Origin of the sequence: Streptomyces sp. NPDC006314 (genome assembly GCF_040613075.1) — a bacterium.
Classification (GTDB): Bacteria; Actinomycetota; Actinomycetes; order Streptomycetales; family Streptomycetaceae; genus Streptomyces.
On the sequence record NZ_JBEXRL010000001.1, the window covers coordinates 565,082 to 590,900 of the forward strand.

Consider the following 25,819-nt stretch of genomic DNA (forward strand, 5'->3'; position numbering starts at 1 on the left):
GCATGGAGCATACCGGCGTACGCACGAGCCATGCATTCACGCCTGTGTACGCAAGCAACCTTGTGAATCGTGTTGACTCGGTTCACAAGCTCTGCTCTGATTGACCTCGCTCGTCCGGCCGTGCCTCACCGGCTCCCCGCACCCGGTCCCGGGCGCCGTACGGATGCCGCGCACTCCCCCGTTCACCATCGTTTTGAAGGACTGTCATGCGTCTCTCGTCCCGTGTCGTCACGCTGCTCGCCGTCGCGGCACTTCCTCTGGCCCTGTCCGCCTGTTCCTCCGGTTCCTCCTCCGGCACCGGCGCGAGCGCCGAGCCGGCCAAGGCGAAGAACCCCAACGCGGGCCTGCTCACCGGTACGCAGCTCAAGCAGGTACTGGCGCCCGCGTCGGCCTTCCCGTCCGGGTTCACCCGCGAGACCGACGGCGCCTCGGACAGCGGGGACCAGTTCCTCTCCCCGTCCGGCAAGAACACCGCGAAGCCGGACTGCACCAGGCTGGAGGGCACGGCCTGGATCCAGGTGACCGGTTTCGAGGGAGGCGTGTCCTTCGCGCAGGACGACTACGTGAACCAGGACAAGACCGGGGAAGTGGCCCAGGAGATCGACGCGTTCCAGGGCACCACGGCGAAGACGGTGATGAAGGACCTGCAGTCCGTTGCCAGCAGGTGCGCCACGTTCACGGACACGGACACCCATGCCAAGGTGAAGGTCACGGGCCGGTCCACGGCCGGGCTCGGCGACGAGGCCTACACGATGACGCTGACGAGCGGCGCCTGGGAGACCGGCACCACGCTCATCGCGGCCCGTTCCAACAGCACCGTGGTCACCGTGCTGTCCACGGCGGGCAGCGGCAACGGGGCCGCGACCGCGAAGAAGCTGACGACGCAGATCCTGGGTTCCCTCAAGGGCAAGTCGGCCGCGTGACCGCAACGGGGGCCGGTCCGCCTGATGCACGGTCATGGAGGCCGGAGCGATCGAGTCGGCGCTGACGGAGATGGCGCTCACCGTGTCCGGACGGGTGCCGCGACGCATATCGGCGAAGGCCCGGAGCAGGCTCTGGTCCCCGCCGCGCGCGGCGGCTGGCGGGGTCCGGTTCAGAGGTTACGAACTGGCGGGGCCGACGCTGGCCGCGAGTCGGTCGCCGAGGGAGCTACGGCGGTACAGGACCTGTCGTCCGTCGCGCGCCCGGGCGACCAGGCCCGTGGCGTACAGCACGCGTAAGTGCTGGGAGACAGCGCTGGGGGTGACCCTGAGGCGGCGGGCGAGTTCCACCGTGGGCAGCGGCTCTTCGAGGAGGCTGAGCAGTCTCGCTCGGGGTGCGCCGAGCAGAGACGCCAGAGCGGTTGTGTCTGCGGGTGGAGCCGTGTCCCACAGCGTGGCTACTCCCCGGCAGGGATAGACGAGACTTGGCGGCTCGTCCGGGCTGACGGGGGGCGCAGGCTTGTGTGCGAACACCGACGGCAGAAGCAGCAGCCCTCGGCCGGATGCCATGACGCGGTGCCTACTGATCATCTTGTCGATGTGCAGTTCACCGCCCTGCCAGCGCAGGTTCGGGTGCATGTCGGCGAACAGCAGCCGGGCGCCTCCCAGGGTGAGCTGACGGGCGCGGTAGGTCATGTCGGCTTCCAGCACCAGTCGCATCTGCGGCCACATCGGCTCGATGGCCACCTCCCAGTACTGCCGCAGGACCTCACAGATGGCGTCGCGAAGTCCGGCGACGCACGGGTCGTCGGCCACGGCATCGTGCAAGGCCGCGGGGAGCGGGTCCGGTGCGTGTGCGAGCAGCAGGTCATGGCGGACCTGAGCGGGGCGGGCCTGGCGGACCACGGCGAGTTCTTCCTCGAAGGCCGGTGCGAAGCCCGTGGGATTCGGGGTCAGAAAATCGGGGATGGTGCGCCGCTGGGCAACCAGAGACATCAGCAGTTCGGTGTCGAGCGTGCCGAGTCTGCCGAGCACGGACCTGCGCCAGGGCATGTGCAGTGCAGAAAGGCCCGGATCCCGCAGCACTCGTAGGCTGAGCATGGTTTCGTGCAGGGGCGAGAGCGCGAAGCGCGTGTCGGCGAGGTCCTCGACGCCTAGCCCAAAGATGATCATTAAGCCGTACGCTACATCGATTGGCGGCGGAACGTCGATGCCGTGGACTTCCGCCCATGACACCAACAACTCATGAGCACCGCACCGCGATCGTCACCGGTGCGGCACGTGGCGTCGGCGCCGCGGTGGCGGTCAACATGTCGGGCATCTCCACGGTCGGCGATGCCGCTCGCGTCGACTACGGCAGCGCGAAGGCCGGTCTGATCGGTTTCACCAGGTCTCTCGCCCTCCAGCTCGGACGGCACGGGATCACCGCCAACGCCCTCGCACCGGGCTGCGTCGTGAGCGACATGACGAGGGCGTCCGCCCGACGCCGCGGCCGCGGCTCCGAGGAGTACCGGCGAAGCGGGGCGCAGTCCATTCCGGTCGGGCGGGTGGGCGAGCCGGAGGGCATCGCACGCACCGCGCCCTTCCTGGCGAGGCCCGAGGCAGGGCTCCTCTCCGGCCAGGTCGTTCACGTCGCCGGCGGACCGGTGGGCTGAGAATGAGCCGTCGCATGACCGTGCTACTGGCCGTGACCTGCGCGGTGGCCGTGGGCAACATCTACTTCCCGCAGGCGATCATCCCCTTGATCGCCGCAGGACTGCACACGTCTCCCGATTCGGCCTCCGTGGCCGTGACCGCCACCCAGCTCGGTTACACGGCCGGGATGTTCCTGCTGGTGCCGCTCGGCGACCGGCTCCCCCACCGCTCGCTTCTCGTCGCCCTGCTCTCCCTGACCGGTTTGGCCCTGCTCGCCGCCGGCTGCGCTCCCACACTGCCGCTCCTCGTCGCCGCCAGTGCCCTCATCGGACTCGCCACAGTGGCCGCGCAGGTGGTGGGCCCGCTGGCGGCCGGACTGGTGGCCCCCGAGCGGCGCGGAGCGGTGATCGGCACCTTGCTGAGCGGGTCGATCGGCGGCATGCTGCTGTCCCGTGCCTTCAGCGGGGTACTGAGCGAATGGCTGGGGTGGCGGGCTCCCTACCTGGTGGCCGCGGCCCTGGTCCTCTTTCTCGCAAGCATCCTGGCCCGCACGGTGCCGGTCACCACCCCATCCTCGTGTCAGCCGTACCCGGCGCTCCTGGCCGAGGCGCTCCGCCTGCTGCGCGCCGAGCCGGACCTGCGACGCTCCTGCTTCTATCAGGCAACGGTCTTCGCCGGGTTCTCAGCCGTGTGGACGTCCCTGACGCTCCTCCTCACCGGTCCGGTCTACGGTTTGGGCGCCCAGGCCGTAGGCCTGCTCGCCCTGGTCGGCGGCGGGACCATGCTCTGCACACCGCTCGCCGGACGGGTGGTGGACCGCCGTGGGCCGGATTCGGTGAACCTCGTCTGCATGCTGGGGGTCCTCTTCTCGGCCGCGCTCCTGACCGCGGGGGCCCTGGGCGGGGCGCCGGGACTGGCCGCTCTTGTCGCCGGCACGCTGCTGCTCGACATCGCCATGCAGTCCGGAACGGTCGCCAACCAGGCACGGATCTACGCCCTGCGACCCGACGCCCGCAGCAGGCTCAACACCACCTACATGACCTGCGCCTACCTGGGCGGCAGTGCGGGATCCTGGCTCGGGGTATGGACGTACGGCGATGCCGGGTGGTGGGGCGTGTGTGCGCTCGTGGCACTGCTCACGATGCTCGCCCTCGCCCGCCACGTGGTGGCGCTGTGCGGCGGGAAGCCCGGAGCAACGGGAAGCCGGCCACGGGCCACTGCCGTGGACCGGCCGATCGCCCCTCGTTGAGACCACCCGTACTGCTCGTCATCAGTCGCACTGGCGCAACATCATCTGCTTGTCCGGTCCGGTGACCGGCATCTCGTACTTGATGGCGACCTGGGCGAATCGGACCGCGTAGGCGCACCTGATCTGTTTGCTGGGCGGCAGCCAGGACGCGGGTCCGGAATCGCCCTTGGCCGAGTTGGCCCGCCCCTCAACCGGAATCAGATTGAGCACGTCGTTGGCAAGTCGCTTCCGCTTGCTCTCCGGCCAGTGGGACGAACCCATCTGCCAGCTGTAGGACAGCGGCACCACATGATCTATCTGCACCTCGGAGGCCCGCTGTTTGCGCCACGCGATGGTCGTTCCCGTATACGGGTCGTGCAGCGTCATGGCGACGACCACGCAGTCGGAGCCGGCTCGGAAACGAAGGCCCTGGCCATCACGACGAATGAGATCGTTCCGAGTGTCACACCCGTTCCTCGCCAGCGGCACCCCGTCGGCCGTGTCCATCCACGCGTACCCGAACTCGTCCCGGTCGTAGCCTGTCTTCGGCCCTCGCCCCTTCGTGGACAGCTTCTCGATGATCTCGCGGGCCGCAGACTTGTCGGCGTCCGTCGTCACGGGCGCGAGCCCTGGCTTCGTACCGTCCGGGTTCTCCAGCGGACTGACCGCCCGTCCGTCCGTCGCGGTCGGCCCGGCTCCCGCCGGGGAGTCGTCCTCGCCGAGACCCTCGCATCCCGAGACGAGGAGCACGGCAGCCGCCAACCCCGTCATCGCTCGGAGGAAGCGTGTATTCCCAGCGCCCCCGCCCCTCACGTCCCTCTCAGTAAGCACAGCTCACCACTTCCCGCGTGAGCTGCGTAAACGCCTCGATCGCCTGGCGGAGTACAGAGACGGTCGGTGAGTCGGCGGCGGTCAGGGCCGCGCCACCGTTCCCGGTCCCCTCAGGTCCGGCGCCTGTCTCGGTCGGCTGGGCCTCGCAGCCGGCCACGGCGACCAGCGCGGCCACAGCGGTGACCGCCCCGCCCCTCAGACGCGTCACGATGCGTACCCCCTTGCTCGCCCTGGTCCGCCCTCAGGTGCGGGCGGATCGTTCCGTCCCCACGGTAACCGCCCGACCGTTCCCGCCCGATGGTGCCCAAAGGGCTGACACAGGGGCAAGAGGGACCCGACGTGCATCACTTGACGCCGTGCCGGGGGAGCACACTCGGCGGTGCATGCGCCCGCTCACACCCTTCCCATGCCGAGGGCGGAATGCGAGGGCAGCCGACCGGTGGACAGGACGCGCCCCCGGAGTCGCCGAGGAGGCCGGCGGGACGGTGGGGGCGCACGCCGGACCTGACCCGGTCTCCGGGGACTTGACCTTGTCACTGGCGTCAGGGTCCGACGATCCCGGTATGAGCGAGACCAACCGCACCCAGAACCCCCGTACCGTCCTCGTCACCGGCGCCGGCACCGGCATCGGCCGCGCCACCGCACGCGCGTTCGCCGCCGAAGGCGCACAGGTCGTCGCCGTCGGCCGCCGGACGGCACCGCTGGCCGAGACCGCCGACGGACATCCCGGGATCACACCCCTGCCCGCCGACATCACCGCCGAGGACGGCCCCGAGACCGTCGTACGCGCAACGATGGAGCGGTACGGCCGGATCGACGTGCTCGTCCACAACGCGGCGGTGGTCAGCACCGAGTCCCTGCGCACGTACACCCGCGCCTCCGTGCGGCCACTGCTGGAGACCAACCTCCTCGCGCCCGTCCTGCTCACCCGGGCCGCGCTCCCGGCACTGGAGGAGAGCGGCGGTGTCGTGGTGAACGTGACGACGTCCGTCGGCCAGCGGGGCTGGCCGGGCAACTCCCTGTACGCGGCGGGCAAGGCGGCCCTGGAGGTGCTGACCCGCAGCTGGGCGGTGGAGCTGGCGCCGCACGGCATCCGGGTGGTCGCCGTGGCCCCGGGCGCGATCGACACACCGATCGCCGACCACTCCGGCCATACCCCCGAGCAGCGCGCCGCCCTCCGCAAGTGGCAGCTCGAGCACACCCCGCTCGGCCGCATCGGCCGCCCCGAGGAGGTCGCCTGGGCCATCACCCGGCTCGCCTCCCCGCAGGCGTCGTTCGTGACGGGGGTGGTGCTGCCGGTGGACGGCGGGGCGGTCGTCGCCTGAGCCGGCTCCCCTCAGGGAGCCTCGTCCCCCGCTTCCCGCAGCGCCGCCGCCAGCCGGTCCCGTACCGCCGTCTGCGCCGCGATCCGCGCCTCCAGCACCGCGAGCCGGTCCCGGGCGACCCGGAGGCCCCTGGCGGAGACGGGGCCGGCGGTGACGTCGCCGTCCAGGCAGGGCAGGAACACCCGTACGTCGTCCAGGGTGAGGCCCGCCTCCAGCAGCCGGCGGATGTTGCGGACACGCACGGCCGTATGGGCGTCGTACTCGCGATAGCCGTTGGCGGCGCGACCGGAGGTGATCAGGCCCGCCTGCTCGTAGTGGCGCAGGGCGCGCGGTGTCGCCCCGGTCGCCGCTGCCAGTTCACCGATCCGCACGCGCGCCCCCGCCCCCGCCCCGGCCTTTCTACGATCCCAGGACCGAGGCCAGGAACTCCCCCACCCAGCCCAGCAGTTCGCGGCCGACCAGCGGCTTGCCGCCGACCTTCGCGGTCTTCGGGCGCGGGACCAGCACCTGGTGCGCGGCCGGCTTGATGACCGTGCCCGGGTAGAGCCGCTTGACCCGCAGCTCCTGCGACTCGCGCAACTCCACCGGTGCGAAGCGGATGCTGGTGCCCTGCAGCACGATCTCGCCGACGCCGCACGCGCGCGCGAGCATCCGGAGCCCCGCCACCAGCAGCAGATTCTCCACCGGTTCGGGCAGCTTGCCGTAGCGGTCGGTGAGTTCCTCGCGGACGGCCTTGATGTCCTTCTCGGAGTTGGCGGAGGCGATGGCCCGGTAGGCCTGCAGGCGCAGCCGCTCGCCGGGCGCGTAGTCGTGCGGGACGTGCGCGTCGACGGGCAGTTCGATCTTGACTTCGAGCGGCGGCTCCTCCTCGGTCCCGCCGGTCTCCAGCTGCCGCCGGTAGTCGGCGACGGCCTCGCCGACCATGCGGACGTACAGGTCGAAGCCGACGCCCGCGATGTGGCCGGACTGCTCGCCGCCGAGGAGGTTGCCGGCGCCGCGGATCTCCAGGTCCTTCATCGCCACGTACATACCCGCGCCCATCTCCGTGTGCTGGGCGATGGTCGCCAGGCGCTCGTGCGCGGTCTCGGTGAGCGGCTTCTCCGGGGGGTAGAGGAAGTAGGCGTAGCCCCGCTCCCTGCTTCGTCCGACGCGGCCGCGCAGCTGGTGCAGCTGGGACAGGCCGAAGGTGTCACCGCGCTCCACGATCAGCGTGTTGGCGTTGGAGATGTCGATGCCGGACTCGACGATCGTGGTCGACACCAGCACGTCGAACTTCTTCTCCCAGAAGTCGACGACGACCTGCTCCAGGGCCGACTCCGACATCTGGCCGTGCGCGGTGGCGATGCGCGCCTCGGGGACGATCTCCCGGAGTCTGGCCGCCGCGCGGTCGATGGACTCGACCCGGTTGTGGATGTAGAAGACCTGGCCCTCGCGCAGCAGCTCACGGCGGATGGCCGCGCCGATCTGCTTCTCCTCGTACGGTCCGACGAAGGTCAGCACCGGGTGCCGCTCCTCCGGAGGCGTGGTGATCGTCGACATCTCGCGGATGCCGGTGACCGCCATCTCCAGGGTGCGCGGGATCGGGGTCGCGGACATCGTCAGCACGTCGACGTTGGCGCGGAGCTTCTTCAGCTGCTCCTTGTGCTCGACGCCGAACCGCTGCTCCTCGTCGACGATGACCAGGCCGAGGTCCTTGAACTTGGTCTCCGAGGAGAACAGGCGGTGGGTGCCGATGACGACGTCCACCGCGCCGTCCTTCAGGCCCTCCAGGACGGTCTTGGCCTCGGTGTCGGTCTGGAAGCGGGAGAGCGCCTTCACGTTCACGGGGAACTGCGCGTACCGCTCGGAGAACGTGCCGAAGTGCTGCTGCACCAGCAGGGTCGTCGGGACGAGGACGGCGACCTGCTTGCCGTCCTGTACCGCCTTGAAGGCGGCCCGTACGGCGATCTCCGTCTTGCCGTAGCCGACGTCGCCGCAGACCAGGCGGTCCATGGGGACCGATTTCTCCATGTCCTCCTTGACCTCGGCGATGGTGGTGAGCTGGTCGGGGGTCTCCGCGTACGGGAAGGCGTCCTCCAGCTCGCGCTGCCAGGGCGTGTCGCCGCCGAAGGCGTGGCCGGGGGCGGCCATGCGCGCGCTGTAGAGCTTGATCAGGTCGGCGGCGATCTCCTTGACGGCCTTCTTCGCGCGCGCCTTGGTCTTCGTCCAGTCGGCGCCGCCGAGCCGGTGCAGCGTGGGTGCCTCGCCGCCGACGTACTTGGTGATCTGCTCCAGCTGGTCGGTCGGGATGTACAGCCGGTCGCCGGGCTGGCCGCGCTTGGCGGGCGCGTACTCGACGACCAGGTACTCGCGCGTGGCACCCTGCACGGTGCGCTGCACCATCTCGATGTAGCGGCCGACGCCGTGCTGCTCGTGGACGATGTAGTCGCCCGCCTCCAGGGTGAGCGGGTCGATCGTCTTGCGGCGGCGGGCCGGCATGCGGGCGCCCTCGCGGCTCGCGGTGCGCTGGCCGGACAGGTCGGTCTCGGTGAGCACGGCGAGCCTGAGCGCCGGGTCCACGAAGCCGTACTCGATCGAGCCGCAGGAGACGTGCACCACGGACGGGCTCAGCTCGCCGAGGTCGGCGTCCATGCGGGCCGCGATGCCCTCGCCGCCGAGCACCTCCACCGTGCGGGCGGCCGGGCCGTGGCCCTCGGTGACGAACACCGCGCGCCAGCCGTCGGCCAGCCAGCCCTTGGTGTCGGCGAGGGCCCGCGCGGTGTCGCCGCGGTAGCTCTCGGGCGCGTGCATGCCGAGCTTGAGGGTGTCCGAGTCGAGCTCTTCGTCGGCGGCGAACGGCGAGACCGACCACCACATCATGTCCAGCTCGCGCGCGTGGTCGCGGACGTCGGCGATGGACCACAGGGAGGCCGCGCCGACGTCGATGGGCGCCTCGCCGCCGCCCGCGGTGGCCGCCCAGGAGGCCTGCAGGAACTCCTGAGAGGTGGCCACGAGGTCGGCGGCGCGCGTGCGGACCCGCTCCGGGTCGCAGACCACGGCCATGGCGTCCTTGGGCAGGACGTCGAGGAGCAGCTCCATGTCGTCCACCAGGACCGGCGCCAGGGACTCCATGCCCTCCACGGCGATGCCCTCGGCGATCTTGCCGAGCAGTTCGCCCAGCTGGGGGTGGTCCTCGGCGAGGGCCCGTGCGCGTGCGCGTACGTCATCGGTGAGCAGCAGCTCGCGGCACGGCGGCGCCCACAGACCGTGCGCGGCGACTTCGAGGGAGCGCTGGTCGGCGACCTTGAAGTAGCGGATCTCCTCGACGTCGTCGCCCCAGAACTCGATGCGCAGGGGGTGTTCCTCGGTGGGCGGGAACACGTCCAGGATGCCGCCGCGTACGGCGAACTCGCCGCGCTTCTCGACCAGCTCCACGCGCGCGTAGGCGGCGGCCGCGAGGGCTTCCACGATCTCGTTCAGGTCGGCGGTCTGGCCGGTCCGCAGGGACACCGGCTCCAGGTCGCCGAGGCCCTTGACCTGGGGTTGCAGCACGGAGCGCACGGGTGCGACGACGACGGAGACCGGGCCGGTCTCGGGGTCGTCGGGTCGGGGGTGGGCGAGGCGCCGCAGGACGGCGAGGCGGCGGCCGACGGTGTCACTGCGGGGGCTGAGCCGCTCGTGCGGGAGGGTCTCCCAGGAGGGGTACTCCACGACGCCGTCCGGGGGCAGCAACGAGCGCAGGGCCGCCGCCAGGTCCTCGGCCTCACGGCCCGTCGCCGTCACGGCCAGCACCGGGCGGCCTGACTCCCGGGCCAGGGCGGCGACGGCGAAGGGGCGGGCGGCCGGAGGGCCGACGAGGTCGACGTGCATGCGGTTGCCGTCCGCTGCCGCCGTGATCGCTTCCGCGAGGGCGGGGTCCTTGACGACGGCGTCGAGCAGACCGTGCAGGCTCATGGAGGAGGCTTTCCGTCCGGGGTGTGGGCAACGCGAATAACCCGACTCGTGTGAGGGCCGGGGGTCTCCAGCGTACGACGCCGGGCCCGGCGGTGCGGGGGGGCTGTGGACAACCCCGCTGTGCGGTGGCCGGTGCCGCGGTGGACGCACCGGAGGGCTCCGCCCCCTGGCCCCCGCTTGTGCCCACCCACCCCCGTCCCGGTCGGCTGAGTGGTGAACCTGCAAAGACGGCGAAAGAACCGGTGCCGGGGAGCCCCAGGACTCCCCGGCACCGGGTTTCCCCCGCAACCCCCGTATGCGGTGGTCATCGGCTCAGCCCGCGCGGCCGGGCCGGTCAGTCGGTCGCGATGGCGTTCAGTACGTTCATCCGGCCCGCCCGGAACGCGGGGATCAGCGCGGCGAACAGGCCCACGAAGGCCGAGCCGATGAAGACCGCGCTGATCGTCGGCCAGGGGATGTCCAGGACCTTCAGGCCCTCCAGCGCGAGGAGCTTGTGGGCGGTCGCGCCCCAGCTCATGCCGAGGCCGAGACCGAGCAGGGCGCCGAAGACGGCGATCACCACGGACTCCAGGCGGATCATGCGGCGCAGCTGACGGCGGGAGAGGCCGATGGCCCGCATGAGGCCGATCTCCCGGGTCCGCTCGACCACCGACAGCGCCAGGGTGTTCACCACACCGAGGACCGCCACGATGATCGCGAGGGCCAGCAGGCCGTAGATCATGTTCAGCAGCTGCCCCATCTGGTCCTTCAGCGCCTTCTTGTAGTCGGTCTGGTCGCGCACGGTCAGTTCCGGCCAGCCGTGCAGCGCGGACTTGAGCGCCTTGTAGGCGGCCGTCTGCTGCCCCTCCTCGGCGGAGGCGAAAACCAGCAGGTCCAGCGGCATCCGGTCGGCGGGCACGTACGTGGCCGCGGTCGCGAGGGAGGAGTACATCGAGCCCTTGTCGATGACGACGTCGTCGCTGGTGATCGCGCGGACGGTCAACTTCGCCGTCGTTCCGTCCTTGAAGTCGACCGCGACGGTGGAGCCGAGCTTGATGCCGTGCTTCTCGGCGAAACCCTCGAAGACGGACATCGAGTCCGGCTTGTAGGCGTCGGCGAGGCGGCCGGCGACCGTCTTGGTGCGCAGGTCCTGCGCGTAGGTCGGGTCGGCAGCGTTGATGGTCTCGTCCTTGGAGACCTGGCCGTCCGGGGTGGTCAGCGTCGCGTCCAGGAGCCTGTACTCGGTGACCCGCGCCAGGCCCGGCGTGTCCTTCACGGCCTTCACCGCCTTCGGCGGGATCAGGTCGTGCTCCTTGTCGCCCTGGATGATGAAGTCCGTCCCGACCGTCTTGTCCAGCTGGTCGGTGGCGGAGGCCACCACCGAGGAGCCCACCACCGACAGGCAGGCCACCAGGGCGAGGCCGATCATCAGGGCGGCGCCGGTGGCGCCGGTGCGGCGTGGGTTGCGCAGCGCGTTGCGCTCGGCCATCCGGCCCACGGGCCCGAAGATCCGCAGCATGACGGCGCTGAGGACGCGGACCAGGCCGCCGACGAGCAGCGGGCCGATGACGACGAAGCCGATCAGGGTGAGCACCACGCCCAGGCCCAGCCAGCCCGAACCGGTCTTCGCCTGGTCGGCGGTGGCGGCGGCGTACAGGCTCCAGCCGCCGCCGGCGGTGAGGATCAGACCTATCACGGCTCGGACGAGACCCGACTTGGCGTCGGCCGCGGCACCCGCGTCGCGCAGGGCGGCCAGCGGGGAGACCTTGCCGGCGCGCCGGGCGGGCAGGCAGGCGGCGAGGACGGTGACGATCACGCCGAGGAGCAGGCCGAGGGCCGGGGTGGTCCAGGCGACGGTCAGGTCGTCGGTGGACAGGTGCATGCCCATGGTGCCCATGAGCTTCATCAGGCCGACGGCGATGCCGACGCCGGCGCCGACCCCCAGCGCGGAGCCGATCACGCCGAGCAGCAGCGCCTCGACGAGCACGGACCGGTTGACCTGCTTGCGGGAGGAGCCGATGGCGCGCATCAGGCCGATCTCGCGGGTGCGCTGGGCGACCAGCATGGAGAAGGTGTTGATGATCAGGAAGATGCCGACGAGGAAGGCGATCCCGGCGAAGCCGAGCATCGCGTACTTCATGACGTTCAGCAGGCCCTGGACCTGCTTCTGGTTGGCGTCGGCGACCTCCTTGGCGGTCTGCACCTTGTAGGCGTGGCCGAGGGCGGCGGTGACGTTCTTCTTCAGCTGCGCGTCGGTCACGCCCTCGGCGGCAGTGACGTTGATGTTGGTGTAGACGCCGGTCCGGCCGACCAGGGTCTGCTGGGCGGTCCTGGTGTCCAGGTAGAAGATCGCCGCGCCGGGGTTGGTGACCTTGAAGGCGGCGATGCCGGACACGCGCGCCTGGTGCGTACCCAGAACCGTGATCACACCGATCTCGTCGCCGAGCTTCAGATGGTGCTTGTCGGCCGTGTCGGCGTCGACCATCACCTGGTCCGGGCCCTTGGGCGCCGCACCGGAGGTGATCTCCATGGTGCGGGCGTCGTTGCCGTTCCAGCTGCCGACGATGGTGGGCGCGCCGCTGCTGGGCGACAGCTTGTCCTTGTCGGCGTCGACGACGGTCACCGAGGTGGAGAAGACCGTGCCCTCGGCGGACCGCACGCCCGCCGCCTTGCGGACCTGTCCGGCCACGGAGGCCGGCACGACCGGCGGCTTGCCGGTACGGGAGGTGGTCTCGCCGGTGTCGGAGGAGTCCTTGGCGCTGACCGTCACGTCCGACGCCGTCGCCTGGAACAGCTTGTCGAAGGTGGTGTTCATCGTATCGGTGAACACCAGGGTGCCGCACACGAACGCCACCGACAGCAGCACGGCGACCGCCGACAGCGCCATACGGCCCTTGTGCGCGAGGAAGTTGCGCAGCGAGGTCTTCAGGACGGTCATGACGTACGTCCCCGGGCGTCGAAGTCCTTCATGCGGTCCAGGACCTGCTCGGCCGTCGGCTGGTACATCTCGTCGACGATCCGGCCGTCGGCGAGGTACAGCACGCGGTCCGCGTAGGAGGCGGCCACGGGGTCGTGGGTGACCATCACGATGGTCTGGCCGAGTTCGTCCACCGAGCGGCGCAGGAAGCCCAGAACCTCCGCTCCCGCGCGCGAGTCGAGGTTTCCGGTCGGCTCGTCCCCGAAGATGATCTCCGGGCGGGCGGCGAGCGCGCGGGCCACGGCGACGCGCTGCTGCTGGCCGCCGGAGAGCTGGGTGGGCCGGTGCTTGAGGCGTCCGGCGAGCCCGACGGTCTCCACGACCCGGTCCAGCCAGGCCCGGTCGGGCCTGCGGCCGGCGATGTCCATGGGCAGCGTGATGTTCTCGATCGCGTTCAGCGTCGGCAGCAGATTGAACGCCTGGAAGATGAACCCGATCCGGTCCCGGCGCAACTGGGTGAGCTTCTTGTCCTTCAGACCGGTGATCTCGGTCTCGTCCAGGTGGATCTGACCACTGGTCACGGTGTCGAGACCGGCGAGGCAGTGCATCAGCGTGGACTTGCCGGACCCCGAGGGGCCCATGATCGCGGTGAACTGGCCCCGGGCGATGTCCACGTCGACGTGGTCCAGGGCGACGACGCGGGTCTCGCCGGAGCCGTACGCCTTCACGACCTGCCGCGCCCGTGCGGCAACGGCCGTACGCCCTCCAGTGCCCCCGTGCCTGGGAATGGTCACAGCCGATGTCACGGTATGTCTCCTCTATCGGTTGGCAGGTGTGTGGCCGGTGCTCCGGTGGCCGAAGCGTCGTCCTGGGTACGTCGATGAGTCTCGCGGTCGGCGGGGTGCCGCGCGCTGGTGCGAAGCCCCCTCTTTCCGGGGGGAAAACCCCACCCCCGCCGGTACGGCCGGCCGCCCCCCAGCGGCGCGAAGCCGGGTTGCCGGCACGCCCCCAGCGGCGTAAAGCCAGGTTAAGGACCGCACCCGGCCCGGCTCGTCCTCCGCCGGGACGAACCCTCCCCGAGCCGTTGTACGGAGGTACCCCTAGGGGCACTCCACCGACAGGTGGAGGCGCCCTCGGGGGCGCCTCCACCCCTCGGTGCGGCAAGCCTCCACCCTTCCGTAGCGTCAGGGTCAAGTGCGGGGCCGCGTGGGAAGCTGTCGTACCGGAGTTCGGTGCAAGGGGCACGGGGTAGGTTCCGGCGGCGGGCACGGGAGGGGATTCGGGTGGGGGGCACGACACCTGCGATACACGGCGGCGCCGCCCGGCGGCGGGGCACCCGGCGGCGAGGGGCGGTCGTCGCCGCGCTGATGCTGGCGATGGCACTGGCGGCGCTCGACTCCACCATCGTCTCCACGGCCGTACCGCAGATCGTGGGCGACCTCGGCGGTTTCTCCGTCTTCTCCTGGCTGTTCTCCGGCTATCTGCTCGCCGTCACCGTCACCCTGCCGGTGTACGGCAAGCTGTCCGACACCTTCGGCCGCAAGCCGGTGCTGGTGGCCGGCGCGGCGGTGTTCCTGCTGGGCTCGCTGCTGTGCGCGGTGGCCTGGAACATGCCGGCGCTGATCGCGTTCCGGATCGTGCAGGGGCTGGGCGGCGGGGCGCTGCAGGGCACCGTGCAGACGCTCGCCGCCGATCTGTACCCGCTGGCGGAGCGCCCGAGGATCCAGTCCAAGCTGTCCACGGTGTGGGCGGTGTCGGCGGTCGCCGGACCGGGGCTCGGCGGGGTGCTCGCCGCGTACGCCGACTGGCGCTGGATCTTCCTGGTCAACCTGCCGATAGGCGCCGCCGCGCTGTGGCTGATCATCCGTCATCTGCATGAGCCGGGGCGGGAAACCGCCGCCCACGCGCGCGTGGACTGGCCCGGCGCGCTCGCGGTGTTCGCGTGCGGCGGGGTGCTGCTGACCGCGCTGGTGCAGGGCGGGGTCGCATGGCCGTGGCTGTCCGCGCCGTCACTGGTGCTGTCCGGTACGGGCCTGGCGCTGGCCGCCGCCGTGGTGGTGGTCGAGCGGCGGGCCGCCGAGCCGATCATCCCGGGGTGGGTGTGGCGGCGCCGGACGATCGCGGCCGTCAATCTGGCGCTCGGCGGGCTGGGGCTGCTGATGGTGGCGCCGGCGGTGTTCCTGCCGACGTACGCGCAGTCGGTGCTCGGACTCGCGCCCGTGGCCGCCGGGTTCGTGCTGTCGGTGTGGACGCTCAGCTGGCCGCTGTCGGCGGCGCTCAGCCAGCACGTCTACCGGCGCATCGGCTTCCGGGACACCGCGCTGCTCGGCATCGGCGCGGCGGCGCTGATCCTGTGCGCGTTCCCGTTCCTGCCGTATCCGGGGTCGTGGTGGCAGCCGACGCTGCTGATGCTGCTGCTGGGCGGGGCGCTGGGGCTGTTCCAGCTCCCGCTGATCGTCGGAGTGCAGTCGACGGTGGGCTGGTCCGAGCGGGGCACCACGACCGCTTCGGTCCTGTTCTGCCGGCAGACCGGGCAGACCATGGGCGCGTCCTTGTTCGGCGCCGTGGCCAACGGCGTGCTGGCCGCGCGCCTGGGCGGGGCCGGCGACCTGGACTCCGTCACCCGCGCGCTGGACGCCGGTACGGCCCCGGAGACGACGCGGCGGGCCATCGCCGAGGCGGTGCACGCGGTGTACCTCGGCTCGGCCGCTGCGGCGGCGCTGGCGTTCCTGGTACTGCTGCTCGTGGCGCCGCGCAGGTTCCCGGTGCTCAACGAGTGAGCATTCCTTCGGACGTTCACCGAAGGAGCGTTTCCGCCGCGCCCCGGTCCACACGTCCTTCGCGCAGCAAGCGCATACCGACCGGCCAGTTCGGTGAAAACGCCGCGCGCCCGGAACTCCGCGAGTAGCGTGCGTGGCTCCGCTCCCCCCACCTCCCTGCGGTCCGCCGCCTCGGACCCGAGCCACGCAAGGAGCCCCGGGATGTCCTACGACCCGGCGCAGCCGTCGTACACCTACCCCTGGCGGCCCGCCCCGCCCGAACCGCCCCGCCCGTCCCACCGGCCGCCCCGCGAACCCCTCGGCCACCACAGCGACCTGCGGGTGCTGCGCAGCGCCTACCGCTGGCAGCGGCGTACCGCCACGCTCACCGCGCTCGGCTACTTCACACTGTTCCTGGTCCTGTCCGCGTGCGCGCCCGACGCCATGACGAGCACGGTCGCCGACGGCATCCCCGCCGGCCTGCTGCTCGCTCTCCTCCAACTCCCCGTCACCTGGCTCGCGATCGCCCTGTACGAGCACACCGCGCGCCGGTACGTCGATCCGCTCGCGGACCGCATCCGCAAGCAGGCCGAACTCGACACACGGAGAGGAGCGGTGCGATGACCACCGCCGCGGGCAGCCCCGCCGCCCCGGGCTTCACCGGTTTCAGCGACTCCGCCCAGGCCATGTCCCTGGTCGCCTTCTCCACCGTCGCCACGGTGATCCTGCTGCTGTGCGTCATGACCGGCCCCGACCGCGACGACCTCGACGAGTTCTACACCGGTTACGGCTCCCTGTCCCCGCTGCGCAACGGCCTCGCCATCGCCGGTGACTACATCTCCGCGGCCACCGTCCTCGGGACCGGCGGAGTGATCGCCCTGTGCGGGTACGACGGGGTCGTCCTCGCCCTCAGCACGGCGCTGTCGCTGATGCTGCTGATGTTCCTGCTGGCCGAACCACTGCGCAACGCGGGCCGGTTCACCATGGGCGACGCGCTGGCGCGCCGGCTGCCCGGCCGCTGTGTGCGCATCACGACGTGCGCGGTGACGATCGCCGCGCTGCTGCCGCTGATGCTGGTCCAACTGGCCGGGACCGGACAGCTGATGGCCTTCATCCTCGGCTTCACCAACGAGTCCCTGAAGACCGGATGCGTCGTGGGGCTCGGCGCCCTGATGATCGCCTACGCGGCGATCGGCGGCATGAAGGGCACCGCGCTCATCCAGATGCTGAAGATCGTGCTGCTGGTCGGCTCGGGGGCCATGGTCGCCCTGCTGATCCTGCGCCGCTTCGACTGGGACCCGGGCGCCCTGTTCACCGCGGCGTCACGGCAGAGCGGGGCCGGACCGGCCTACCTGCGCTCCGGGCTGGAGTTCGGCACCGGGGCCGGGTCCCGACTCGACATGATCGCCTCGGAACTGACGGTGGTACTCGGCGGCGCCTGCCTGCCACACATCACCATGCGCATGTACACCGCCTCCAGCGCCCGCCAGGTGCGCCGCTCCATGTCCTGGGCGGTGTCGATCGTCGCCCTGTTCGTGCCGGTCATCACGGTGGTGGGCTTCGGCGCCACGGCACTGGTCGGCCGTACGGTGGTCTCCGCGGCCGATCCGCAGGGCAACACGGCGTATCTGCTGGGCTCGCGGGCGGTGTTCGGCACCGATGTGTCGGCGACGGAGACCTTCCTGTTCACCACGGTCACCACCGCACTCTTCCTGACCCTGCTCGCCTCGGTGGCCGGGATGATCCTCGCCTGCGCCAACTCACTCGCCCATGACGTCTTCGCGGCCCGGGTGCAGGAGATGCCGGCCCCCCGGGAGATGGCCCTGGCCCGCCTCTCGGCGCTCGCCATAGGCGTACCGACCATCCTGCTGGCCATCCTGGTGCAGCACCACAGCCTGCAGCCCCTGGTGACGCTCTCCTTCTGCCTGGGCGCGTCCGCCCTCGCCCCGGCCCTGGTCTACGGCCTGTTCTGGCGCCGCTACACCCGCTGCGGGCTGATGGGCACGCTGATCGGGGGCTCGCTGACCGTGCTGCTGCTCATGCCGGGCACCAATCTCGTCTCCGGCTCGCCGGTCTCGGCCTTCCCGCACGCCGACTTCAACTGGTTCCCGTTCACCACCACGGGCATCGTCTCCATCCCGGCCGGCTTCTTCTTCGGCTGGCTCGGCACGGTGGTGTCGGGCCGCGCGAAGGCGGAAGAGCAGCGGCGCCAGTACGAGGCGGTGGAGGGGAGGATCCTGGCGGGAGCGGTGCGCAAGTGACGCATCCGCCGGGGCCGGCGGGCACGGGGCACGGCCGGGACCGCGCGGCGCGGGCCCCGGCGCCCGCTATTCCAGGGCGGCCCGGCCCGTCAGCGAGATCAGGCTGCTGCGCACGTTGTCCATGTGCGCCCGCACGTCGTCCCAGGTCTCGCCGTGCTCGCGCAGCACCTGTTCCGTCTCCCGGGCGATGCGCTCCTCGCGCACGCGCGCGTCGGCGACGATGTCGGCGGCACGCGCGTGTGCCTCCTCCTGGCAGCGGCGCGCGGACTCCTCGGCCTCACCGAACGCCCGCTTGGCGTCGGACAGCGCGGTCTCGGCCCGGCTGACCCGCTCGGCGAGCCGGGCGTCGAGCGCGGCGACCGCCTCGGCCTCCTCGCGCTCGGCCTCCGCCCAGCGCTCGGCGTGCTCCCGGGACTGCTCGGCGAGCATGCCGGTGGTGCGCTGCCGCACCTCGCGCAACGCCGTGAGTGCCTCTCCGCGTTGTTCCTTCACTTCGCGCCGGGCGCCGACGCGGAGGTCGTCGGCCTCGGCGCGCGCGGCGAGGAGCAGCCGGCGGGCGCGTTCGTCGGCTTCCGCGCGGAGCGCGTCCGCCGCTTCCTGAGCCTCCCGGCGCAGGCCCTCGGCGCACGCCTCGGCCTGCGCGATGTGCTCCTGCGCTTCACGCCGCGTGCGCTCCCGGATGTCCGCCGCCTCGTCCAGCGCGAGCTGGAACAGCCGCCGCGCGCCCTCGCCGAGCGCCTCGTACGTCTGCGGCGCGAGCTGGGAGGCGGTCTCACGCAACCGCGTCGCCTCCGCCTGCATGTCCTTGGCGAGCACGGTCAGGCGCGCGGCGCGCTCCCACGCGGCGTCCCGGTCCTGCGACAGCGCCTCCAGGTACGCGTCGACCTGGTCGGGGCGGTAGCCGCGCCCCCGGACCGTCACGAAGTCGTGCGGCGGCATCGATGCGCTGCTCACCCTGGGAACCCCTCTCCACCGGACACACACGACAGGATGATTTCGCGCACATCTTGATGGATCGGACGTAAGTGTTCATAACGCGACACTCCGCAGTCACGTCGCGGCCGTGACGCGCTTTCCCCGGCTTACGGCAGGAACCCGGCCTCTGCCCCGCCGTCGCAGACGGCGGGGCAGAGGGGAATCACCCACGGGCACGCGGGTGAGGAGGTCACAGCAGCCCGTCCCACATCTGCTCCAGCAGCACCGACCACCAGCTCTCCGGCGAACCGAGCGCCGCCGGATCCAGGGACGCCAGGTGCGCCTGGAAGTCGACGGTCCAGCGGCCCGCCTGCTCCTGGTTCAGCCCATACCTCAGCCGCCACATCCGGCCCAGCAACGCCAGGCAGCGCGCGAACTCCGGCAGCCCGCTGTTCACGAACTGCGGCGCCACCGGAGCCCCGCCCGGCCCCGCCTCCACCGGCACGGCCACGATGTTCCCCGTGCCGTACTGCACGCAGATCGCCTTGCCGAAGTCGGTGCCCATGACGAGGTACGACCCGGCGTCCGCCGCCGGCTGCACCCCACGCTCGGCCGCCAGCTCCGCCAGCGTCGGCACCGGGCGGCCCGGCTGCGCCTGTGCCCAGAAGAACGGGCCCATGTCCAGCGGCAGCCCGGCCACGACCAGCGTGTGCGCCACGATCGGCGGCACACCCTGCCGCGACACCGCCTGCTGTTCGAACCGGAAGACCCCCGGCCCGAACGCCGCCGCCAGCTCCTGCCCGATCCCCTCCGGGGGGATCGCCGGCGCGACCTGCACCGGTGGCAGCGGTGCCCGCACCGGCGCCGGCCGCGCGGGACCGTCCGCCACCTGGTGCAGCTCACCCTGGTGCGCCAGCAACTGCTGCATGCCCTGCTGCCGGCTCGCATGGTCCGTGCCGTACGGCGCGATGCTCGCGATCCGCGCCTGCGGCCACTGCTCCCGGATCATCCGCGCACAGTAGGCGCCCGGCAGCTCGCACGACTCCAGTTCGGTGTGCAGCTCCAGCACCTGGTCGGCTGGCACGTTCATCGCGCGCAGCTCATGGAAGATCTGCCACTCCGGGTGCGGCGTGCCCGGCGCCGAACGCCGTATCAACTGCTGCTCCGAACCATCCTGCGCGCGATAGCGCAACACCGCCTGATAGCCGGGGCCGACCGTCGGCCGCCCCTGCTGCGGATACCCGTACGCCGAAGGCTGTCCCGGCACCGGCGCGCCCGGCGGCGGCACCGCGCCCGGCGGCATCGGCTGCGGAGCGCCCGGCGGCATGCCCGGGGCGCCCGGCATGCCCGGGGCGCCGGGGGCGGGCGGCGGCGGGGCACCCGGACCGGCGACGGGGGGCGCGGACAGCACGGTCTCGGCATGATGCACGGCACCGCGCGCACCACCGGGAGCACCCGGGGCCCCAGGCACACCCGGGACGCCTTGGGGCTGCGGCGCACGGGGCGCCGGAGGCACACCCGGGGACCCGGGAGCGCCGGGCGGGTTCGGCATCCCCGGCGCGCCTGGGCCACCCTGCGCGCCGGGCATACCCGGAACACCCGGGGCACCCGGGGGCTGCGGCGCGCCCCCGCCCAACTGGCTGGGGTCGGCCAGCACCGTGGCCGCCTGGTGCACGTTGCCCGACGGAGCGCCGCCCGCGGCACCAGAAGGCGCGGCCGGGGGGTTGGGGGCGCCCGGCGCATGCGGCACGCCCGGCGCCCGTGCCCCATCCACGCCGGCCGGAGCCGGCGCACCCGCACCGGTCTGCCCCTCGGGCCCCTCGGACCCGAGCGCCGACACGAACTGCGTCGGCACATACCCGCCCGCAGACGCACCCGGCGCGGGCGAGGTCGCCGCGTTCCCCGGGCGCGCGCCCGGCATACCAGGGGCGCCCGGCGGGGGAGGCGGCGCACCCACTCCACCGCGCGCCTTCTTCGGCGGCGGCGCCGCCTTGCTCGTCGCGGCGTCCGCGATGTCACCGGCGTGCGGCGCGAGATGCCGCGCGGACGCACCCGGTCCCACCGGAGGCTGCGGCGCGTTCGGCGCACCGCCCGGTGCCTGCGGATAGCCGTACCCGGGGGCACCCTGCGGAGCGCCGGGCCCCTGCGGGTGGGACGGGGCGCCCGGGGGCGGCGGGGGCGTACTGCCCTGCGGCGCACCCGGCGCAGCGGGGGGCGCGGGCGGGGTGCCGTGCGCCGGCGGATAGACGGGTACGCCCGGCAGGGGCGTATCGGAGGCCGGCGGCCCCTGCGGGTAGCCGTACGGCGGCGTGCCGGGCGGCGGCGCGGGCGTGCTGCCCTGCGGCCCACCCGGCGCACCAGGAGCGGCTGACGCACCCGGCGCACCACCAGGGGCGGACGGGCCGCCTTGCGCGCCGGACGAAAAGCCCCGCTCCCCCGGCGCGTTCGCGTCGAGCGCCGGCGCCACCGCCGTCGGCGGCAGCTGACTCCCCCTCGACATCAACGCCGTCTTCGCATCCGGCGCCGCCACCGGCGGCCGCGGACCCTCGTCGTCCGAGTCGCTCAACGGCGGCGCGAACACCGTCGCCGGCAACGACACGGAACGGTCGTCCTCACCGGCGCCGGCATTCGTGTCCGTACCCGCCCAGGGCGTGGCCCCAGGAGGCGCATCCACCGGAGCAGGCGCGGCCCCGGGCACACCCGAGGCGCCAGGCTCACCAGGAGCACCAGCGCCACCAGCCTGCGTCCCACCGAACGGCCCGGACGCCCCGGAGGTCCCGGACACCGCCGGCGCGTCCACCGGCACCCCGGCCTGGGTCTCCGCCAGCCCGGCACCACCGGAAGAAGCACCCCCACCGACACCGGAAACCACGTCGCCGGCACCGGCGGCGGCACCGGCGCCCCCGCCCGAAGAAGAAGCACCCCCGCCCCCGGCGGAAGCCCCCTCCGAAGCGCCGGCATCACCCTCGCCACCGGGCCGCTGATCCCCGAGACCCAGCTTGTCCGCCGCCTCCTGCAACCACTCCGGAGGAGACAGCAGGAACGACGTCTGATTCAGATCGACACGAGCCGCGGCAGCCGCCGGCACGGCGTCCTGCGGCCCATCGGCGCGGCCGTACTCCTCCTCGTACCGGCGGATCACCTCACCCACCGGCAGCGCCGGCCACAACGTCGCCTCACCACTGTCCCGGGCGATGACCAACCGCTGCCCGCCCGCATCCGAACGCGGGCCCTCCGCACGGTCCTCGCCCCACACCACGAAACCCAGCTCGAACTCCCGCACCCGCACCTCACGATGCTGGTACACGGGGACATCGCCGTTGATCCACTCCTCGGCGCGCTCCTGCGCCTGCGCGTAGGTCACCATCGCCTGCAGCTCACTCCCCCACCGGGCCGGAAGACACCGAGCCGGAAGACACCGGGACGACACGGGCGAAACCGCCGTCCACCATCAGATCGGCCACCGTCTCCAACTCCGGCGGACTACCGGCCAGCCGGGACAAGAAGGCGTCGAAATCGTCACCGCACGGCAGCAGCAGACGCTCCACCCGCTCCGCCGGCGACCACGACGGATCCACGTCCCGCACATCGTCGTACGCGCAGAACCACACCGAACCCGCCCGCTCGCCCCTCACCTTCACCGCGAGCAGACCACCCTGCACGAACACGACACCCAGATAATCCTTCGTCAGATGATCGCGCAGACACTTGTTCACATACACCAGGTCATTGACCGCGGCCTCGTCCCGCACCGTGAAGAACGGCTGGTCCAGCAACAGCCCCAGCCCGGCGTCCAACGCCGTACCGACCGGCGCACAGCCGCCCGCCGCCTTCAGGAACGAACGGTAGGCGCCGGGAAGCCGGTAACCGAGATCCTCCTCGACGCCCTGCACCTGCGCCTCCGTCACCGCCACACCCGACTTCGGCAGCCCGAAATGCGCCGGACGCGTCTCCTGCAACGGCCGCGTCCCCCGCTTGGCGTGATCCACCCGCGCCGTCGCCACCCCGCCGTGATGCCGCAGCAACGCCTTCACCTCGACCGGAACCAGCTCCAGCCGCCGCGTGCCCGCCACGTGATGCCACGTCCAGCCGTGCGGCGTCGCCACATCCGGCACCGTGTCCCACAACTCGTGCCCCGCCGCCGCCAACGCCGCGTTCGCCGACACGAAGTCCGTCAGCCGCAACTCATCGACACCGAAACCCTCCGGCGGCTCGGCGATCTCCACCGCCACGCGCGCGTACGGCGAGAAATCCGGGTAACCACGCTCATCGACCCGTACCCCTCTCGGGTGACGTGCCGCCCGGACCGGATCCGGAAAGTGCACGACCTGCCCGGCGTAGGCCGCGTTCGGCGGCGCGGCTTGCTGCCCGAGCCGACCTGTCGTCATGGCGGTTGCCCCCTGCGGCGTTCTCTCTGGCCTGAACGGCGGTGTCGATCGCGGATGGCGACAGCCTATGCGGTACACGAACCCCGGTCACCGGACCACCACATCCCCGCGGGCAGCACCCTCCGCTTCCGTGACCAGCCGTCACCCCACCGTAAACGGCCTAACCCGTCCCGGGCGTGTCGCACCGCCCCAGCTTCCGCACCAGCCACGGCATTTGGCACCCTGTGTCCTTCGGGGGGATGCCCGGGGAGGGAAAGACGACCATGGACACCTTGGAGACCGGAGGTACGGACGTGCGGGTCGGCGACCCTCGCATCGGCTGGAGCGGCACCGACACACCCCCCGCCCCCACCCTCCGCCACCGCCGCGACGGCATCCTGCCCACCGTCGCCGCGGCCCTCTCCGTCCGCGGGGCCACCCTCACCGGCACCGCCGCCCGCGGCGAGGACCCCCCATCCCTGCACCCCCTCGTCCAGGACTTCCTCGACACCCTCACCAGCGCCCAACGCGACCGCTTCACCGGCCGCTGCGCCGAAACCATCCTCATCTCCCGGCACATCACCGCCGCCGACGCCGCCCGCAGCAAACGCGCCGCCCGCAAACCCATGACCAACGGCGAAGCCCGCAAAGCACTCAAACACGCCAAACTCACCGCCCGCCGCATACGCGAGGACGGCGACCCCCTCCACGGCAGCTTCGCCACCCCCTGCCGCGCCTGCACCGCCCTCAGCGCCCACTTCGGCGTCCGCATCGTCGACCCCACGGCAACCGACGGCTGAAAACCCCCGTCAACCCCGACACCACCCGCACCACCACGCCGGCACGACGAACGAAGGGCAGATGCACCCCGACCGCACCTCCTCCACGCGCTTCCCCGTACCCGTCGACGCCGCCCTGCGCGCCGCCGGCTGGCAACCCGGACGCTGGGACATAAAACAGGCCGAAATCTGGGCGGACACCCTGCGCGCACACACCTCACCCGCCGGACACCGGCACACCGTCACCCCCGCGGCCGTCGAAGCCTGGGCCGAATTCGGCGGCCTGAACATCACCCCCACCGGCCCCGGCCGTCAGATCGCCCCCGCCACGCTCCACCTCGACCCCCTCCACGGCCTCCACCACGCCCGCACCCTCGGCGACCTCGGCCGCGCCCTCGGCACCGAACTCAGCCCCCTCGGCCAGGAGACCGACACCGCGGCCCTCCTCGCCATCGACGCCGAAGGCCGCGTCTACACCCTCGACCACACCGGCGACTGGTACGCCGGCCCCGACATCGACCACGCCCTGTCCACCCTCATCACCGGCATGAAACCCGTACGCCTCACCGCGGGCTGACCACGGGAAAACGACCCCTACGCCGCCGGAATCACCGCCGACACCCGGAAACCCCCCGCATCCGTCGGCCCCGACACGAACACACCACCCAGCGCCACGACCCGCTCCCGCATCCCCACCAGACCGTTCCCACCCGACGGCAACCTCGCCGCCGACGCCGACGCGGGCTCCGGCGGCGGCTCGTTCTCCACCTGCATCGCGATCTCCGACACCCGATGCGCCAACCGCACATGCGTCTTCGCACCCGCCGCATGCTTGTGGACGTTCGTCAACGCCTCCTGCACCACCCGGTACGCCGTCTGCTCGATCTCCGCCGCATACGACCGCACCTCCCCCTCCACCGACAGATCCACGACCATCCCCGCCGCCGCCGACTGCCCGATCAACTCATCCAGCTCCGACAGACACGGCCCCTCCGCCGCCCCGTCCACACCGGCCACCCGCGAAGCCGCCGCCTCGGCCGCCTCCCCCATCGCCACCAGCGACACCGAAGCAGCACGCCGACCCACGTCCTCCCCCGCCCGCAACACCCCGAGCATCTCCCGCAACTCGGTCAGCGCCTGCCGCCCCATGTCCCCCACCAGCGCGGCATTCCGCACCGCCTTCTCGGGATCCTTCCGCGCAACCGCCTGCAGCGCCGCCGCATGCACCACCATCAGACTCACCCGATGCGCGACGACGTCATGCATCTCCCGCGCGATCCGCGTCCGCTCCTCGTTACGCGCCCACTCGGCCCGCTCCTCCGCCCGCTCCGCGAGCAACTGAAGCTCCCGCTCCAGGGAATCCGCCCGCTCCCGCAAGCTCTCCATCAACCGCCGCCGCGCACCCACGTACAGCCCCAGCAGCACCGGCGGAGCCGTCAGCCCCAACGACGTCGTGACCGCCGCGAACGGCACGAACCAGTCACCGAGCGTCAGATCACCCCGCGCCATGTCCTGCCGCACCCGCACGAACGTCACGATCAACGTGCCCAGCAACGACATGGCCGCCAGCGCACCGATGATCCGCCGCGGCAACTCACACGCCGCCAGCGTGTACAGGCCGACGATGCCCATCAGGAACCCCATCTGGGCCGGCGTGATCGCGATGGCGACGAGGACGACGGCGACCGGCCACTTCCTGCGCACCAGCAACACCGAACCGGCGATCAGCCCGAACACGATCCCCACCGGCACCGGGACCCCCGCGTCCCGGGCGAACGGGATCCCCTCCGCGCCGCACTCCACGGCGGACACCAGCGCGAGGCTCCCGTCGAGCACCGCGCTGCGCCACCTCCCCCACCACCAGGGGCCGGTCAGGGCCCTGGCGTGGTCTTCCCCCGTCGTGGTCATATACCCAGCCTACGGGCGAGGGGTAAGGCTTTTCCGGTGACTTTCGCCTACCTCCACACACC

The 25,819-nt window shown here is 72.0% G+C and carries 19 protein-coding genes; 9 read left to right on the forward strand and 10 right to left on the reverse strand.

Translation table 11 applies throughout. The features are described 5' to 3' along the window. The first annotated feature begins 206 nt into the window (after positions 1–206). On the forward strand, positions 207–923 hold the full coding sequence (locus ABZ079_RS02520; RefSeq protein WP_356937517.1) for a hypothetical protein: 717 nt from the start codon (positions 207–209) through the stop codon (positions 921–923). Between the two features lie 177 nt (positions 924–1,100). Here ABZ079_RS02520 and ABZ079_RS02525 read toward each other — a convergent pair whose 3' ends face one another. Beyond that, on the reverse strand, positions 1,101–2,093 hold the full coding sequence (locus ABZ079_RS02525; RefSeq protein ID WP_356937518.1) for an ArsR family transcriptional regulator: 993 nt from the start codon (positions 2,091–2,093) through the stop codon (positions 1,101–1,103). Between the two features lie 56 nt (positions 2,094–2,149). Between ABZ079_RS02525 and ABZ079_RS02530 the strand changes: the two genes are divergently transcribed. Both ABZ079_RS02530 and ABZ079_RS02535 read left to right on the forward strand, forming a co-directional pair. Continuing rightward, the gene (locus ABZ079_RS02530) at positions 2,150–2,575 is read left to right on the forward strand and encodes an SDR family oxidoreductase (protein ID WP_356937519.1); all 426 of its coding nucleotides are present in this window, start codon (positions 2,150–2,152) and stop codon (positions 2,573–2,575) included. 14 nt (positions 2,576–2,589) lie between these two features. After that, a complete protein-coding gene (locus tag ABZ079_RS02535) occupies positions 2,590–3,804 on the forward strand; it encodes an MFS transporter (protein ID WP_356937520.1) in 1,215 nt (404 codons plus the stop codon). A gap of 21 nt (positions 3,805–3,825) precedes the next feature. On the opposite strand, the gene ABZ079_RS02540 is transcribed toward ABZ079_RS02535, so the two are convergent. Beyond that, positions 3,826–4,554, reverse strand: a complete 729-nt coding sequence (locus ABZ079_RS02540) for an HNH endonuclease family protein (protein WP_356937521.1) — start codon at positions 4,552–4,554, stop codon at positions 3,826–3,828. Between the two features lie 623 nt (positions 4,555–5,177). Here ABZ079_RS02540 and ABZ079_RS02545 point away from each other — a divergent pair. Continuing rightward, a complete protein-coding gene (locus ABZ079_RS02545) occupies positions 5,178–5,939 on the forward strand; it encodes an SDR family oxidoreductase (protein WP_356937522.1) in 762 nt (253 codons plus the stop codon). An 11-nt stretch (positions 5,940–5,950) separates the two neighbouring features. On the opposite strand, the gene ABZ079_RS02550 is transcribed toward ABZ079_RS02545, so the two are convergent. From ABZ079_RS02550 to ABZ079_RS02565, 4 genes are all read right to left on the reverse strand, one after another. After that, positions 5,951–6,310 carry a MerR family transcriptional regulator gene (locus tag ABZ079_RS02550; protein WP_356937523.1) on the reverse strand — a complete coding sequence of 120 codons (360 nt, stop codon included), beginning with the start codon at positions 6,308–6,310 and terminating at the stop codon, positions 5,951–5,953. Between the two features lie 28 nt (positions 6,311–6,338). Next, complete coding sequence (mfd, locus tag ABZ079_RS02555; RefSeq protein WP_356937524.1) at positions 6,339–9,872, reverse strand: transcription-repair coupling factor; 3,534 nt, start codon at positions 9,870–9,872, stop codon at positions 6,339–6,341. Positions 9,873–10,206: 334 nt separating this feature from the next. Beyond that, positions 10,207–12,789, reverse strand: coding sequence for an FtsX-like permease family protein (locus ABZ079_RS02560; protein WP_356937525.1), 2,583 nt, complete (start codon positions 12,787–12,789; stop codon positions 10,207–10,209). After that, entirely contained in the window at positions 12,786–13,574 is a 789-nt protein-coding gene (locus tag ABZ079_RS02565) for an ABC transporter ATP-binding protein (protein WP_356937526.1), read from the reverse strand. The genes ABZ079_RS02560 and ABZ079_RS02565 overlap by 4 nt, the downstream gene beginning before the upstream one ends. Positions 13,575–14,051: 477 nt before the next feature. Here ABZ079_RS02565 and ABZ079_RS02570 point away from each other — a divergent pair, with 477 nt between their 5' ends. The 3 genes from ABZ079_RS02570 (at position 14,052) to ABZ079_RS02580 (ending at position 17,788) form a co-directional block, all read left to right on the forward strand. Then, the gene (locus tag ABZ079_RS02570; RefSeq protein ID WP_356937527.1) at positions 14,052–15,548 is read left to right on the forward strand and encodes an MFS transporter; all 1,497 of its coding nucleotides are present in this window, start codon (positions 14,052–14,054) and stop codon (positions 15,546–15,548) included. Positions 15,549–15,749: 201 nt separating this feature from the next. Further along, a complete protein-coding gene (locus tag ABZ079_RS02575) occupies positions 15,750–16,151 on the forward strand; it encodes a DUF485 domain-containing protein (protein ID WP_356937528.1) in 402 nt (133 codons plus the stop codon). Beyond that, positions 16,148–17,788, forward strand: a complete 1,641-nt coding sequence (locus ABZ079_RS02580; protein ID WP_356937529.1) for a cation acetate symporter — start codon at positions 16,148–16,150, stop codon at positions 17,786–17,788. Before ABZ079_RS02575 ends, ABZ079_RS02580 begins: the two co-directional genes overlap by 4 nt. A 66-nt stretch (positions 17,789–17,854) precedes the next feature. Here ABZ079_RS02580 and ABZ079_RS02585 read toward each other — a convergent pair whose 3' ends face one another. The 3 genes from ABZ079_RS02585 to ABZ079_RS02595 form a co-directional block, all read right to left on the reverse strand. Then, on the reverse strand, positions 17,855–18,727 hold the full coding sequence (locus ABZ079_RS02585) for a cellulose-binding protein (RefSeq protein WP_356937655.1): 873 nt from the start codon (positions 18,725–18,727) through the stop codon (positions 17,855–17,857). A 226-nt stretch (positions 18,728–18,953) separates the two neighbouring features. Further along, positions 18,954–22,070, reverse strand: coding sequence for an SUKH-4 family immunity protein (locus ABZ079_RS02590; protein ID WP_356937530.1), 3,117 nt, complete (start codon positions 22,068–22,070; stop codon positions 18,954–18,956). Positions 22,071–22,080: 10 nt separating this feature from the next. Further along, the gene (locus ABZ079_RS02595) at positions 22,081–23,091 is read right to left on the reverse strand and encodes an SMI1/KNR4 family protein (protein WP_356937656.1); all 1,011 of its coding nucleotides are present in this window, start codon (positions 23,089–23,091) and stop codon (positions 22,081–22,083) included. Between the two features lie 263 nt (positions 23,092–23,354). Between ABZ079_RS02595 and ABZ079_RS02600 the strand changes: the two genes are divergently transcribed. Together ABZ079_RS02600 and ABZ079_RS02605 are read left to right on the forward strand one after the other, a co-directional pair. After that, positions 23,355–23,870, forward strand: a complete 516-nt coding sequence (locus ABZ079_RS02600; RefSeq protein ID WP_356937531.1) for a YwqJ-related putative deaminase — start codon at positions 23,355–23,357, stop codon at positions 23,868–23,870. Positions 23,871–23,931: 61 nt separating this feature from the next. Then, complete coding sequence (locus ABZ079_RS02605) at positions 23,932–24,426, forward strand: SUKH-3 domain-containing protein (RefSeq protein ID WP_356937532.1); 495 nt, start codon at positions 23,932–23,934, stop codon at positions 24,424–24,426. A gap of 17 nt (positions 24,427–24,443) precedes the next feature. Here the strand turns inward: ABZ079_RS02605 and ABZ079_RS02610 are convergent, their stop codons facing one another. Beyond that, positions 24,444–25,757 (reverse strand): histidine kinase, encoded by a 1,314-nt coding sequence (locus tag ABZ079_RS02610; RefSeq protein ID WP_356937533.1) that lies wholly within the window; start codon positions 25,755–25,757, stop codon positions 24,444–24,446. Between the last annotated feature and the right edge of the window lie 62 nt (positions 25,758–25,819).

Excerpts from the sequence above, each read along its gene's own strand:
- ABZ079_RS02575 (WP_356937528.1), top strand. The coding sequence starts at position 15,750 with ATGTCCTACGACCCGGCGCAGCCGTCGTACACCTACCCCTGGCGGCCC.
- ABZ079_RS02535 (WP_356937520.1), top strand. The coding sequence starts at position 2,590 with ATGACCGTGCTACTGGCCGTGACCTGCGCGGTGGCCGTGGGCAACATC.
- ABZ079_RS02530 (WP_356937519.1), top strand. The coding sequence starts at position 2,150 with ATGACACCAACAACTCATGAGCACCGCACCGCGATCGTCACCGGTGCG.
- mfd (WP_356937524.1), bottom strand. The coding sequence starts at position 9,872 with ATGAGCCTGCACGGTCTGCTCGACGCCGTCGTCAAGGACCCCGCCCTC.
- ABZ079_RS02525 (WP_356937518.1), bottom strand. The coding sequence starts at position 2,093 with ATGATCATCTTTGGGCTAGGCGTCGAGGACCTCGCCGACACGCGCTTC.
- ABZ079_RS02540 (WP_356937521.1), bottom strand. The coding sequence starts at position 4,554 with ATGACGGGGTTGGCGGCTGCCGTGCTCCTCGTCTCGGGATGCGAGGGT.
- ABZ079_RS02580 (WP_356937529.1), top strand. The coding sequence starts at position 16,148 with ATGACCACCGCCGCGGGCAGCCCCGCCGCCCCGGGCTTCACCGGTTTC.
- ABZ079_RS02520 (WP_356937517.1), top strand. The coding sequence starts at position 207 with ATGCGTCTCTCGTCCCGTGTCGTCACGCTGCTCGCCGTCGCGGCACTT.
- ABZ079_RS02610 (WP_356937533.1), bottom strand. The coding sequence starts at position 25,757 with ATGACCACGACGGGGGAAGACCACGCCAGGGCCCTGACCGGCCCCTGG.
- ABZ079_RS02585 (WP_356937655.1), bottom strand. The coding sequence starts at position 18,727 with ATGCCGCCGCACGACTTCGTGACGGTCCGGGGGCGCGGCTACCGCCCC.
- ABZ079_RS02560 (WP_356937525.1), bottom strand. The coding sequence starts at position 12,789 with ATGACCGTCCTGAAGACCTCGCTGCGCAACTTCCTCGCGCACAAGGGC.
- ABZ079_RS02605 (WP_356937532.1), top strand. The coding sequence starts at position 23,932 with ATGCACCCCGACCGCACCTCCTCCACGCGCTTCCCCGTACCCGTCGAC.
- ABZ079_RS02590 (WP_356937530.1), bottom strand. The coding sequence starts at position 22,070 with ATGGTGACCTACGCGCAGGCGCAGGAGCGCGCCGAGGAGTGGATCAAC.
- ABZ079_RS02600 (WP_356937531.1), top strand. The coding sequence starts at position 23,355 with ATGGACACCTTGGAGACCGGAGGTACGGACGTGCGGGTCGGCGACCCT.
- ABZ079_RS02595 (WP_356937656.1), bottom strand. The coding sequence starts at position 23,091 with ATGACGACAGGTCGGCTCGGGCAGCAAGCCGCGCCGCCGAACGCGGCC.
- ABZ079_RS02545 (WP_356937522.1), top strand. The coding sequence starts at position 5,178 with ATGAGCGAGACCAACCGCACCCAGAACCCCCGTACCGTCCTCGTCACC.